The organism is Bacillus sp. JJ1533 (genome assembly GCF_036965045.1).
GTDB lineage: Bacteria > Bacillota > Bacilli > Bacillales > Bacillaceae_L > Ferdinandcohnia.
On the sequence record NZ_JBALOV010000027.1, the window covers coordinates 49,243 to 61,953 of the forward strand.

Genomic DNA, 12,711 nt, shown 5'->3' on the forward strand with positions numbered 1-12,711 from the left:
TTTTATTTCACCTCTTCTACAGGACGACTGCTCTTATATAAAAGACAGGAAACTTCATGTCCATCCTCTACTGCTGCCAATTCAGGTGTTAGCGTCTTACATTCTGGCATTGCTGCCGGGCAACGGTCAGTAAATCGGCAACCCGTTTTAGGCATGTTTTTTAAGGATGGTACAATTCCTTCAATCGATCCCAATGTTTCAACTTCTTCATGAAGCTTTGGAATAGATTCCATTAAGAGTTTTGTATATGGATGCTTTGGATTGTAGAAAAGTGTATCAACATCCGTTCTTTCCACGATTTTACCTGCGTACATTACAATTACTTCGTCACACATCTCGGCTACAACACCAAGGTCATGCGTTATTAAAATGACTGACATATCATTCTTTTCTTGAATCGTCTTAAGAAGTTCTAGTATTTGTGCTTGTACTGTCACATCAAGAGCAGTTGTAGGTTCGTCTGCAATTAATAGTTTTGGCTGACATGCAATAGCCATTGCTATCATGACACGCTGTCTCATCCCTCCAGAAAGTTGGTGAGGGTATTCATCTACAATACTCTCAGGACGAGAAATACCTACTTGGGTTAGAAGTTCAATACTAATTTCTCTTGCTCTTTGCTTTGAAATTTTTTGGTGGTTTAATAGAACCTCGTCTAATTGAAACCCAATGGTGAAAACTGGGTTAAGTGCAGTCATTGGCTCCTGGAATATCATTGAAATATCTTTTCCGCGTATTTTATTCATTTCAGATTCTGATAGACTTTCAATATTATTTCCTTGGAAAATAACTTCCCCGTCTGTAATCTCTCCGATCCCTACCGGTAATAGTTTCATTACAGACATTGACATGACACTTTTTCCGCAGCCGGATTCACCAACAATTCCGACAATTTGGCGCGGATTTACTGTAAAAGAAACATCATCCACTGCATGATAGATTTCTCCATCTATGTTGAAGCCTGTTTTTAAGCCCTTTACCTCTAGTAAAGGGGCTCCATTATTTGGCTGTTGCATAATAACACCCCAAATTCTTCTAGATTATCCACAATTAATATGTAAATAAAATTTTATTACTATAATGTTATAATTGCAAGACAATTTTTAAATTTACATAAAAAAAGATTTAAAACTCCGTAATATATGGGTTTTTAGTTAATTTCCATTTAATCAAATTATTTTAATATATTATAAAAATATATTATATTGGAATTTTCAAATAAGTTGTCTATACAAGGGTTCATACTATGACTTTTACCTGTTTTATCCAAACAAAAAAACCACAGGATCACAACTCCCTGCGGTTTTTAAAAAAATCTTACATATACTCCTTCACAAACTCCTTCGAATCCACCCCAAGTATTGCCTTAACCTGAAGCTGGTTTGCTTCCAAATAGTTTCGCACCAAATAATAGCCTGCACAGTATCCTGTCATCTTCGGGTAAAATTTCTTTCCATATAAAAGATCATCATGTTTTCTTTCATTTCTTTTCACATTTCGATTTGGAATGATGAGTTGTTGTACTATTTTTTTGAGTTCCTTGTCAGAGTAATATTTTGTCCAGTCCGCCAAACTCGCATTTCCACAATGTTCGCGGACTGCATTTTCTGCAAAGCCTTCTAAAATGACTACATCCAAAAGTGTAAAGTCGGCTTCATTTTTTCTGTATTTTTTTAAACGACAAACATGATTGTATTCATGGGTTAAAACAGCTTTGATTTCAGAATCTGTATTATGTGGTGAAAAGAATAGAAATAATTTGTTTTTAAAGGCAAGGCCTGATTTTCCATTGAACTCTCTTTTGATTTTGGTGTTTGTTTCATCTGCTGGTAAAATGAAAATTGGAATCTGTGGGCCATTCCATTGTTTTTGCAAAACACCATATTCTTTCTCTACTTTTGCCCAAACATTTTGAGGAAGACTTTCCGCTTTGTTTTTAGAACCTGTTCTATACATTCCATGCATTTTTAAGTACTCATAAATATCTCGTGCAGTAGCTCCTTTTGGAAAATAGCTTGTAAGTTTTTTAGAAAGTTCAATAGGGTTTGCATCTGTTTCCTTTAGCCATTCGTCGGTACGTATTACCCCACTACCTCACTTCCTTCCTTTCGCGGACCCTATATTGTATTCAACTTCATAAAAAAAGAGCCAGACCTTTAAGTCTGACTCTCACTCAAAATCTTATTGATATTTTTTAAATAAAATCGTTGCATTGTGTCCGCCAAAGCCTAGTGAGTTGCTTAGAGCTACATTTACTTCCTGCTCTCTTGCTTTATTCGGGACATAGTCTAAATCACATTCTGGATCTGGTGTTTCATAATTAATGGTCGGTGGGATAAGCCCTTCTTGTATTGCAAGTATTGAGAAGATTGCTTCTACACCGCCCGCAGCTCCAAGTAGATGTCCTGTCATTGATTTTGTTGAACTAATTGCCACTTTATATGCATGTTCAGCAAAAACTTCCTTGATAGCTGCTGTTTCAAATTTATCATTGTAATCTGTGCTCGTTCCATGTGCGTTGATATAATCAACATCGCTTGGATTAAGCCCTGCATCCGCAATAGCTTGGCGCATTGCACGAGCTCCGCCTTCACCGCCTGGTGCTGGTGCTGTAATATGGTGGGCATCTCCAGTTGCTCCGTAGCCAACAATTTCAGCGTAAATATGTGCACCGCGTGCTAACGCATGCTCTAATTCTTCAAGAACTAGAATCCCAGCGCCCTCACCCATTACAAATCCATCACGGTTTTTATCAAATGGGCGGCTTGCTGTTTTTGGATCTGGGTTTAATGATAAAGCTCTTGCAGAAACGAATCCTGCAAATGACATATTCGTTAAAGGTGCTTCTGTTCCACCTGTAATCATGACGTCCGCATCTCCGCGCTGGATGACCTTAAATGCATCTCCAATTGAGTTCGTACCTGTCGCACACGCTGTAACAGTACAGGTGTTTATTCCTTTTGCCCCAATTGCGATGGATACCTGGCCTGCTGCCATATCCGGAATCATCATTGGAACATAAAATGGACTTACACGACGATAGCCTTTTTCCAAGAAAATCTTGTGCTGTTCTTCATGTGTTTCCATACCACCAATACCTGAACCAATCCATACTCCAACGCGTGGAGCAATTTCATCGGTGATGGTTAATTTAGCATCTTCAACAGCCATGAGGGAAGCTGCCATTGCATATTGAGTAAAGCGGTCCATACGGCGTGCTTCTCGTTTATCCATATAATTTTCAGGATTAAAATCCTTTAATTCAGCTGCTACCTTTGCGGGTAAGCCCTCAATTTGAATTCTAGTTAATGGACCGATCCCTGAGACTCCGTTTTTTGCGTTTTCCCAAGTCGTTTTCACATCGTTACCTAATGGCGAGACTGTGCCTAATCCAGTAACAACTACACGTTTCTTTTCCATAATCGTTCTCCTTCCAACTTCATAAAAAATTTCTATCATGTGTTACACACAATTGTTTTTAAAAAACACTTCTCTAGCGACCCCATCTTATGCAGATGGCACCCCAAGTTAATCCTCCACCAAATCCTACCATTACTATTACGTCATCGTCTTTAATTTTTCCTGCCTGGAGATCTTCAACAATCGAAATTGGGATTGATGCTGCTGATGTATTTCCAAACTGGTCTACCGTTTTTGACATTTTTTCAACTGGTAGTTCAAGTCTTTCCCTTGAAGCCTCCATGATACGAATATTTGCCTGATGTGGGATTAGGTAATCTACATCCTCTCTAGTTAATCCAGCTTTTTCGAGAACATTTACACTTGATTCACCCATTTGTCTTACCGCAAATTTAAACACTTCGCGGCCATTCATGATAATGTGTTCATCTTGGTAAAGGTGTTTTGCTCCTGTACCGTCTGCTCCTAATTCAAAAGAGAGGATACCTCTGCCTTCTGAAACTTCACCAAGTACTGCTGCACCAGCTCCGTCTCCAAATAAAACAGCAGTATTTCGGTCGCTCCAGTCAACGATTTTTGAAAGTTTTTCAACACCTACTACTAATACGTGCTTATAGGTACCCGCTTCGATGAATTGTTTACCTGTGATAATTCCGTACATAAATCCAGCACATGCAGCACTAATATCCATTGCAGCTGCGTTTTTTGCACCTAAACGTTCTTGAATCATGCAAGATACGGATGGGAACGGATGATCAGGGGTAACTGTAGCTACGATGATCATGTCCAATTCTTCAGCAGTGATTCCTGCATCTTCAATTGCTTTACGGGCTGCCTCGTATGCCATGTCAGATGTATTTGTATCATCATCGGCAATTCTACGTTCTTCTATTCCTGTTCTTGTACGAATCCATTCATCTGAAGTGTCTAGAATTTTTTCTAGATCCTTGTTTGTTACGACCTTTTCTGGTACAAATCGATTAATTCCGATTATTCCTACACCCATATAAACATCTCCCTTATTTATGCGAAAAACTCAAATTTATAGAATAAGCATTTTTCTTATTATCAATTCTTATGACTTGGTACTAATTTTAATTCATTTTTTAATTGTTATCAACTCTTTGGTTTTACTTTTTGTAAGATTCCACGTTTGCCTAGTGTTATACGTGATACAGGCCTATTTCATTTTGTGTGGTGAAACATAAGATTATAGTAAAAAGTGTTCAAGAAAGATATTAAATGTAAGTTGGTGATAAATGATGAGTAATAAGCCTGATGATTTGGATGTTACGCATGAGGAATCCACTGTACAGCAAGAAAGTGAACGTGAGCCTTCCAAGATGGCCAGGTTTGATCGTCTCATGTTTGGCCCTCGTGCTAGGAGAGATGAAAGAAAAGCAGCAGAAAAAAATACGAAAGAAATCAAAACAGATGAAGTTGATTTCAATCAACTGATGAACCAAATCGACGATATTATGACCTCCATCAGCAAAATCAAGCCGGCATTAAAGGACTTATCTCCACTTCTTGATTATTTCCGAAAAAAATAAGAAGCTATCACCACATGTGATAGCCTCTCTTATTTTGAAGGTAGGTCTCCTGTTTCTTTGTAATCTTTAATATACCCTTTTAATTCCTTTATAAACGTTTCATCTACCTTTGGGCTAAAGGCGCCCATAGAAACAACATCGTCTTGGAAATCAAAATAGAGGGTTCCTGATTTGAGTTCGCCCAAATCAAATTTATTTGCAACTAATAAGTAGAGCTGGTCTACATGCTGCACTGTGCTTGTGTATACTGTTTCTTCTCCTAGGTCAGATTGATCTGAAACATAACCAATCGCATAGAGGCCTTCTTCTTTTATCTTTTCTATTACAGGAACATTGAAACCATCCCCCGCAGGATAAATAATATCTACACCCTCAGCTATCATTTTCTCTGCGATTGAAATTGCCTTTTCAGTGTCATCCCAGTTTTGAACATAGCCAATATCCACATCTACTTCATCATTTTGAAATAAAACACCTTCATAAAATCCGTTGATTTCTGGTTGCCATTCAAATGCGGCGATTACACCGACTTTGTTCGCTTCAGTCATTTTACCAGCAACCATACCTCCGAAAAAGCCCATGGCATGACCTTCAAAGTTTAGGCTCGTAATATTCTCTTTTCTCGTATTCCCATTAAAAAAAACGAAATGGACATCGGGGTATTCTTCTGCAATCTGATTAAAAATTTCAGCATATTCGCTTCCGTGACCAAAGATTAAATTGACACCTTGATCAACAAATTCATTCACAGCTGCTCGTGTTGAAGCTTCTGAAGTAATACCTTCTTTAAAGAAGACGTCAACTTGAAATTTTGATTTTATTTGCAATAACCCCTTATATCCTTCCGTACCCCACACTTGATCATCAATTGTATCAGGTACTAGTAAGCCAACTTTTTTAATCCCAGTATTGGCATCCGTTTGTCCACAAGCTACGAGGATGGAAATTAAGAATAAGAATATCAACCACCTAAACAACTTTTGCATGACTACAACTCCTTTAAAAACAAAAACAAACCAATCTTATAATACTTTCATTTTATTGTACTTGTTTGGAATAAGAAAGGAAAAAAAGTCGTTAGTCACAAAAAGTTTGGGAAATCCACTCTTTATGTTCATTTTTCTTATTGATTCCATCCTCCAACCCTGTACTTGAAAAATGGATAAACGTAAACAAAAACTCAATATTTTTTGTTCGAACTTTTTGATGCTCACACAAACTATTCTCAATCGTAATTTTTGAATACCAGTTTTCATCAAGTTCATCGTCTAAATCAATAGTTCTATTTAAGGAATGCGCCGAGACTAGAATTAACTTTGTTTTTGACTCAGAACAGAACTCTATCACAGATTGAAGCTTTTCCTCGTTTTTTTTATTTCGCTCTAAGGAGTTTGGATTATACCAAGGGTAAATCACAGCATCTGTTTGCATGAATAGGTTTTGATTCATCATTGCTATGGGGTACTCCTTAAATTCAAAAAATGCATTACGGCCAATCCGCAGCATTTTATCTTCTTCAAGGCTATTTTCCTCTGGTATTGTATCTACACCAATTACATGAATTTCTTTCTCAATCATTCTACAGCAAAGTCCATATCCTACAAACGAGAAAGTGTCGAATAGGATGACCTTTTTCACTTGTAACATCTCCCATATATTTTGTTACAGTATCGTATGCTTGTGGGGAAATAAAAAGTCCCTATTCTAAAAAAAGAATCGGGACTTTTCATAATTCCTTTTCGTTCTCTTTAAAATAGCTACCAATTGAGCGACTAAATGCATACGTATTTTCACTAATATGATAGCTTAACGTAACCTTCTCATTGGCACCCTGGTATTTCATACTGTGGATTTCTGGAGTGTATGTCCTTTCATTTGTGCTATGCCAAATTTTTATTGGGATATTTGGAAAAAGCAAATGGTCTCTAGGTGCTAAGTTTTCAATATTCATTTCAACTGCCCTTACGTCAAGTTGATATGCTTGTGCAATTTCTTTGATTAGTTTTTTATAATAAAATTTATTTTTTCTTTCATTATCGATATGTGCCACTAAATCAATACATGGATTGAGGAAAGCCATTGAGCGAATTTCTTCATTAAGTTTTTGGCTTAATTGCATTGCTGTTAATGCACCCATTCCCTCTGCCAGAATATGAATGCGTTTGTTTAGAATTTCTCGTTTCATGATGATGTGATAGAGTTGTGTAGCTAACTTGACGGAGGCTGGATTTCCCCAGTTTGCACCGTATAAGTTTGAATAAAATACTGTATATCCTTCATCTTTTAGGTATTCAAGAATTTGAGACCTTGCGTAGTTTTGAATCCAATAGCTGGTATTCTCTTCTACAAAATTTGTTTTATCCCCGATAATTAAAACAGCGAAGCCATTTGGACGTGTTGGCAAATGAAGAGCAGACCACTCCGTATCGAGCTTAAAAAAATATTTATTTTGTACCATTGCTCTCTTCCCCTACTCTTGTTTTCGTCCTTCATGATTAGTGTATGTTATGAAATAAAAGATGAAAGGGGGAAATGCCTAACAAATATCTTTTCTATCCGTTAACAATTGTGGTAAACTAATTACAGAATTTGTTTAACGAGGTGAAGACATTGCGTTATTTTTGGACATTTTTTTGGACATTCCTCTTAATCCAAATGGCTTCATATGTAATTGGATCAATGCAGGCGGCTACATATTCCTTTAAGACATCTTCAATCGTAGCTGTTATCGTTACAGCCCTAATCATTATTCTCGGATCTATTATTCCAAATGATTCTGTAGAGGAACCTCAGCATTAAAAAAGACCCCATCGGGTCTTTTTTTTCTAATCACGGTTTTCTTTTATATGTCCATTTGCGGTTATGGTTTGAGTTTTCCGGGAATGCGTCTCCGGCACTTAATTTAACGCTTTTTGGGTTTTTAACCATATCTCCTTGCTCGCCGATTTCAACATAAATCCCATTATTCGGTGCTTTTTGGCCTGCACGAAATTCATGACTTTGCCCCATGATAATCCTCCTTTTGAATGGTAATACATGATTACTATTCCCACTCATGCCTTAAATCATGAAAAAAGCCTTGGAACCATGAAGTCCAAAGCTTAAAAATTTTATTCCATAATTGCTTTTAAAACGGCTTTTTGTGCGTGCAGGCGATTCCCTGCTTGTTCAAATACAACCGAATGTGGACCATCAATCACTTCAGCCGTGACTTCTTCACCACGATGTGCAGGTAGACAATGCATGAAAAGATATTCGTCATCAGCTGCACTCACAAGCTCTGAATTTACTTGATAGGGCATGAACGCTTGCAATCTTTCTTGCTGTTCCTTCTCTTGCCCCATACTTGCCCAAACATCTGTATAAATATAATCAGCACCTTTTAAACCACCGACTGGATCATGGTTAACCTCTATGACCGCATTTGTCTCTTTCGCAATCTCTTTGGCTTTCTCTACAACAAAAGCTTTCGGAGCATATTGCGGTGGACAAACAACCGTACAGTCTAAACCTACTTTTGCAGCGGCAATCATTAGAGAATGGGCTACATTATTGCCATCTCCAACATAAACAAGCTTACTGCCCTTGAATGTCTTGTTTCGTTCATAAATCGTTAATAAATCTGCTAATGCTTGGCATGGGTGAAAATCTTCTGTCAAACCATTGATGACGGGAATACTCGCGAACTTCGCAAGTTCCTCAATTTTTTCATGTTCAAATGTGCGAATCATGATTGCATCCACATATTCAGATAAAACCATGGCTGTATCTGCAATCGATTCCCCGCGTCCTAGTTGCATATCATTGCTATTTAGATATATTGCATTTCCTCCCAGTTGAAGCATACCCGCTTCAAAAGAAACTCTTGTTCGAGTCGAATGCTTTTCAAAAATCATCGCTAGCGTTTTCCCTTTTAAATAAGCTGTTTCCTCACCATTTTTGTGTTTTTCCTTGATTTCAATTGCTGAATCTAACAAAGCAATTATATCTTCCTGAGTTAAATCAATGAGAGTTAATAAATCCTTTCCTTTTAACGCTTTACTTAGATTATGTTTTAATGTAGTAGTCATTTACTATTCACTTCTTTCTCATTATTGAAGGTACCCCTATACTCCTGAATCGACATAACTGAAAAGTGTGAATCACGGAATGCCTTTAAAAATATGCCCAATGTTTCTATTTCCGTAAAAACATGAATTCGCTTCTGACTTGCCTCAATTTTATTCTTTTTTGATTTTTCATCTTTCGATAGACTCACAAATGCTAAGGCCTTTTCACTTTTACTCCATTCTGAAATGTCTTTAGCTACCGCTATTTTCAAACCCATTTCCTCAGCGAAATTCTTTATTTCTGCAGGAATGAGATCCGTATCGAAAACGATCTCGTCTGCACCCTTTTTCGATAAAATATAGCTATGGAACACCTTTGTAAAAGCCTCATCAATTGTAGATGCTATACTAATCCCTTCCCCTGTTGATTTCATTTCCGGACCAACCGTTGGGTCACCGAGCAGTTTATAGGTTGAGAAGACTGGATATTTCACAGTCATGTATGGTAAATCCGGCAATAAGCCAGTTTGTGATGAGACCTCTGGTAATGATGCTCCAAGTACAAGTTTGGAAGCTAGTTGAGCCATCGGGATTCCTGTAATTTTACTGATGATTGGAACGGTACGACTCGCACGAGGATTCACTTCAAGAACATAAATTTGATTATCCTCAACGACAAATTGGATATTCATTATCCCTTTAAACTGCAGTTCGCGTACAATTTTTTCTGCATAGTTTGTGACGGTTTTCTTGTTATCTTCCGTTAATGAAATTGCCGGCATTATCGCATGGCTGTCACCTGAGTGAACACCTGCTTTTTCAATATGTTCAACAATAGTAGGAATGAGAATCTCGTTCCCATCAGACAATAGGTCAACTTCAATTTCCAAACCAGGTACATATGCATCAATGAGGAGTGGAAATGAATCATCTGGGATCTCTCTTACAAAGGATGCAAGCTCTCCCTCATCACTAATGACAACCATTCCTTTTCCACCAATGACATAGGACGGTCTGATTAATACCGGGTATCCTATGTCAGATGCCTTTATCACCAGTTCTTGAGAGGAGTTGGCAATCTCACCGGGAATATGTGGGATTTTCACTTTTTCTAAAAGCTTATAAAAACGGTCACGGTCTTCAAGCTGATCAATGACGTCGTGCGTAATCCCCACAATCGTAATTCCTGCTTCCTCTAATTCATGTGCTAGATTAATGGCTGTTTGACCACCAAATTGCACAATCACCTGGTCGACTTTTTCAGCTTCGATTACATTTAACACATGTTCCAACGTTAATGGCTCGAAAAATAATTTATCCGCAATTTCATAATCCGTACTTACTGTTTCCGGATTGTTATTCAGTAAGATTGTCTCATAGCCTTCCTCTTGTAAAGCAAAAATGCCATGAACAGAACTGTAATCAAATTCAATTCCTTGACCGATACGAATGGGTCCTGATCCTAGTATTAAGACCTTTTGCTTCGAAGAAAACGTTGTTTCATTTTCTCCAAAATAGCTTGAGTAATAATAAGATGATTGCGATGCAAATGCACCAGCACATGTATCCACACTTTTATAGCTAGGAAAAACACCCAGTTCCTTACGTTTTGCACGAATCAGCTTTTCTTCCACACCCTTGAGGTAAGCAATATATTGGTCAGTGAACCCTTTTTCTTTTATTTCTCGCATGAACTCACTAGAGTACTTATTGATAGGTGTTTGGCAAATTTCACCTTCATAGTCCACTAATGATTTAAAAATGTGCAGGAAGAATGAATCAATTTTTGAGATTTCATGAATATCCTCTACATTAGCTCCTCTTCTGAACAGTTCAAGCACCGCAAAAAATCGGTTTTCACTCCCTTTTTCAACAAGTTGATAGAGCTCGGTCGCTGAAAGACTTGCTAATTTAGGTAAGCGTAGGCTTTCATTTTCACCTTCTAAAGAATGAACTGCCTTTTGAATAGCACCTTCTAGGTTCACGTCAAGTGACATGACCTCTCCTGTTGCTTTCATTTGTGTTCCAAGTACATTCGGAACATCTGTGAACTTATCAAATGGGAAGCGGGGAAATTTTACGACTACATAATCTAATGCAGGTTCTGAGCTAGCAAATGTGTTGCCTGTTATCGGATTGATTAACTCATCTAAGGTATAACCAATGGCAAGCTTTGCTGTGATTTTTGCGATCGGATAGCCGGTCGCTTTTGAAGCCAGGGCCGACGAACGACTTACGCGCGGATTAACCTCAATTAGATAATAATTTTTACTATATGGATCTAAGGCAAATTGAATATTGCACCCACCAACAATACCTAATGCAGAGATAATTTTTGCAGAAGAAGCTTGTAGCATTTTGTATTCATCATCTGTTAAGGTTTGAGATGGAGCGACAACAATTGAATCTCCCGTATGGATGCCAACAGGGTCGATGTTTTCCATATTACAAATCGTAATGCACGTTCCTTTTTGGTCACGCATCACCTCATATTCGATTTCTTTATATCCAGCAATGCTTTTTTCGATCAAACATTGAGTAATTGGGCTTTCGGACAAGCCATTTTTTGTTAGTTGAATCAATTGCTGCTCTTCGTGCGCAATGCCTCCTCCTGTTCCCCCCAATGTATATGCTGGTCGAATAATGACCGGAAATCCTACCTTTTCAACAAAACCTATTGCTTCTTCAACTGTGGTAACAATTTCACTATCAGGGACTGGCTCATTTAGTTCCTTCATTAAGCTTCGAAAAGCTTCTCGATCCTCCCCCTTCTTAATGGAGTCAATCGATGTTCCAAGGACCTTTACATGATATTTATCTAAAATTCCATGTTCACTTAGACTAAAAGCTAAATTTAAGCCTGTCTGACCACCCAGGGTTGCAAGTAATCCATCTGGACGTTCTTTTGCAATGATTTTCTCGATGCTTTCAACTGTAAGTGGCTCAAAATACACAACATCGGCATTGACTTCATCAGTCATAATGGTTGCTGGATTATTATTCACCAATATTACTTTGTAGCCTTCTTCCCGCAATGCTCTACAGCCTTGTGTACCAGAATAATCAAATTCTGCTGCCTGCCCGATGACGATAGGTCCTGAGCCAATTACTAAAATAGATTGAATTGAATGATCTTTAGGCATAAACTTTTCTCTCCTACCCCTACTGTTCTGTATTAAAATCAAATACGTGTTGCGTTAGTTGGTTATACCCCACTATATTAAATGAGCGCTCCCGCTAAAGCAGGTTGCTGACTAATGATTGCTTTTTCTGACTTTTTGTTTCGTATTCTTTTCACAACGGCACGTGTATCGACATGTGAGAGCAATGGAATATTCCACTTCTTTAAATACTGGTTTAGCGAGTATTTGCCATCATAATGGGAATGGTTATCTTTCGTTTCATACAGGATGACCCCTGCAACCTCGGGCTTCGTGTTAAACTTCAGCTCATTAATTCCACAATTACCAATGAGGGGGTAAGTAAAAACAATGATTTGATCTTTATTGGATGAATCTGTAATAACATCCTGATAGCCAGTCATTCCTGTAAAGAATACGATTTTGCCCTTAGCCGTTGTACTAGAGCTATTTTCGCAAATATTTCCTTCAAAGCTTTCACCATTCTCTAAGTGTAGATATCCCTTCATGGGTTTCACCTCGTATTTTTATTTGAGTTGTCGTATTTTT

13 protein-coding genes are annotated in these 12,711 nt (G+C 37.9%); 2 read left to right on the plus strand and 11 right to left on the minus strand.

From position 1 onward, the window contains the following. Nucleotides 1–2: 2 nt before the first annotated feature. The 4 genes from V7138_RS14700 to V7138_RS14715 all read right to left on the minus strand — a co-directional run bounded on the left by V7138_RS14700 (nucleotide 3) and on the right by V7138_RS14715 (nucleotide 4,426). Nucleotides 3–1,016 (minus strand): ABC transporter ATP-binding protein, encoded by a 1,014-nt coding sequence (locus V7138_RS14700; RefSeq protein ID WP_335398619.1) that lies wholly within the window; start codon nucleotides 1,014–1,016, stop codon nucleotides 3–5. A 301-nt stretch (nucleotides 1,017–1,317) separates the two neighbouring features. Then, nucleotides 1,318–1,965 carry a DUF2268 domain-containing protein gene (locus tag V7138_RS14705; RefSeq protein WP_335398621.1) on the minus strand — a complete coding sequence of 216 codons (648 nt, stop codon included), beginning with the start codon at nucleotides 1,963–1,965 and terminating at the stop codon, nucleotides 1,318–1,320. A 216-nt stretch (nucleotides 1,966–2,181) separates the two neighbouring features. Further along, nucleotides 2,182–3,420 (minus strand): beta-ketoacyl-ACP synthase II, encoded by a 1,239-nt coding sequence (gene fabF, locus V7138_RS14710; protein WP_335398623.1) that lies wholly within the window; start codon nucleotides 3,418–3,420, stop codon nucleotides 2,182–2,184. A 73-nt stretch (nucleotides 3,421–3,493) separates the two neighbouring features. After that, complete coding sequence (locus V7138_RS14715) at nucleotides 3,494–4,426, minus strand: beta-ketoacyl-ACP synthase III (RefSeq protein ID WP_335398625.1); 933 nt, start codon at nucleotides 4,424–4,426, stop codon at nucleotides 3,494–3,496. A gap of 256 nt (nucleotides 4,427–4,682) precedes the next feature. Here V7138_RS14715 and V7138_RS14720 point away from each other — a divergent pair, with 256 nt between their 5' ends. Beyond that, nucleotides 4,683–4,973 carry a hypothetical protein gene (locus V7138_RS14720; protein ID WP_335398627.1) on the plus strand — a complete coding sequence of 97 codons (291 nt, stop codon included), beginning with the start codon at nucleotides 4,683–4,685 and terminating at the stop codon, nucleotides 4,971–4,973. A gap of 29 nt (nucleotides 4,974–5,002) precedes the next feature. Here V7138_RS14720 and V7138_RS14725 read toward each other — a convergent pair whose 3' ends face one another. The 3 genes from V7138_RS14725 to V7138_RS14735 form a co-directional block, all read right to left on the minus strand. Beyond that, nucleotides 5,003–5,959, minus strand: a complete 957-nt coding sequence (locus V7138_RS14725; protein WP_335398629.1) for a BMP family ABC transporter substrate-binding protein — start codon at nucleotides 5,957–5,959, stop codon at nucleotides 5,003–5,005. A 91-nt stretch (nucleotides 5,960–6,050) separates the two neighbouring features. After that, a complete protein-coding gene (locus tag V7138_RS14730) occupies nucleotides 6,051–6,611 on the minus strand; it encodes a hypothetical protein (protein WP_335398631.1) in 561 nt (186 codons plus the stop codon). Between the two features lie 88 nt (nucleotides 6,612–6,699). Continuing rightward, nucleotides 6,700–7,431 (minus strand): alpha/beta hydrolase, encoded by a 732-nt coding sequence (locus V7138_RS14735; protein ID WP_335398633.1) that lies wholly within the window; start codon nucleotides 7,429–7,431, stop codon nucleotides 6,700–6,702. A 152-nt stretch (nucleotides 7,432–7,583) separates the two neighbouring features. On the opposite strand from V7138_RS14735, the gene V7138_RS14740 reads away from it, so the two are divergent. Further along, the gene (locus V7138_RS14740; RefSeq protein ID WP_335398635.1) at nucleotides 7,584–7,772 is read left to right on the plus strand and encodes a YjzD family protein; all 189 of its coding nucleotides are present in this window, start codon (nucleotides 7,584–7,586) and stop codon (nucleotides 7,770–7,772) included. A gap of 30 nt (nucleotides 7,773–7,802) precedes the next feature. Here the strand turns inward: V7138_RS14740 and V7138_RS14745 are convergent, their stop codons facing one another. The 4 genes from V7138_RS14745 to V7138_RS14760 all read right to left on the minus strand — a co-directional run bounded on the left by V7138_RS14745 (nucleotide 7,803) and on the right by V7138_RS14760 (nucleotide 12,671). After that, entirely contained in the window at nucleotides 7,803–7,982 is a 180-nt protein-coding gene (locus tag V7138_RS14745; protein WP_335398637.1) for a YjzC family protein, read from the minus strand. 101 nt (nucleotides 7,983–8,083) lie between these two features. Next, nucleotides 8,084–9,043 (minus strand): ornithine carbamoyltransferase, encoded by a 960-nt coding sequence (gene argF, locus V7138_RS14750; protein WP_335398639.1) that lies wholly within the window; start codon nucleotides 9,041–9,043, stop codon nucleotides 8,084–8,086. Beyond that, entirely contained in the window at nucleotides 9,040–12,165 is a 3,126-nt protein-coding gene (locus V7138_RS14755; RefSeq protein ID WP_335398641.1) for a carbamoyl phosphate synthase large subunit, read from the minus strand. Before V7138_RS14755 ends, argF begins: the two co-directional genes overlap by 4 nt. A gap of 77 nt (nucleotides 12,166–12,242) precedes the next feature. Then, nucleotides 12,243–12,671 carry a carbamoyl-phosphate synthase domain-containing protein gene (locus V7138_RS14760; RefSeq protein WP_335398643.1) on the minus strand — a complete coding sequence of 143 codons (429 nt, stop codon included), beginning with the start codon at nucleotides 12,669–12,671 and terminating at the stop codon, nucleotides 12,243–12,245. Nucleotides 12,672–12,711 lie beyond the last annotated feature (40 nt).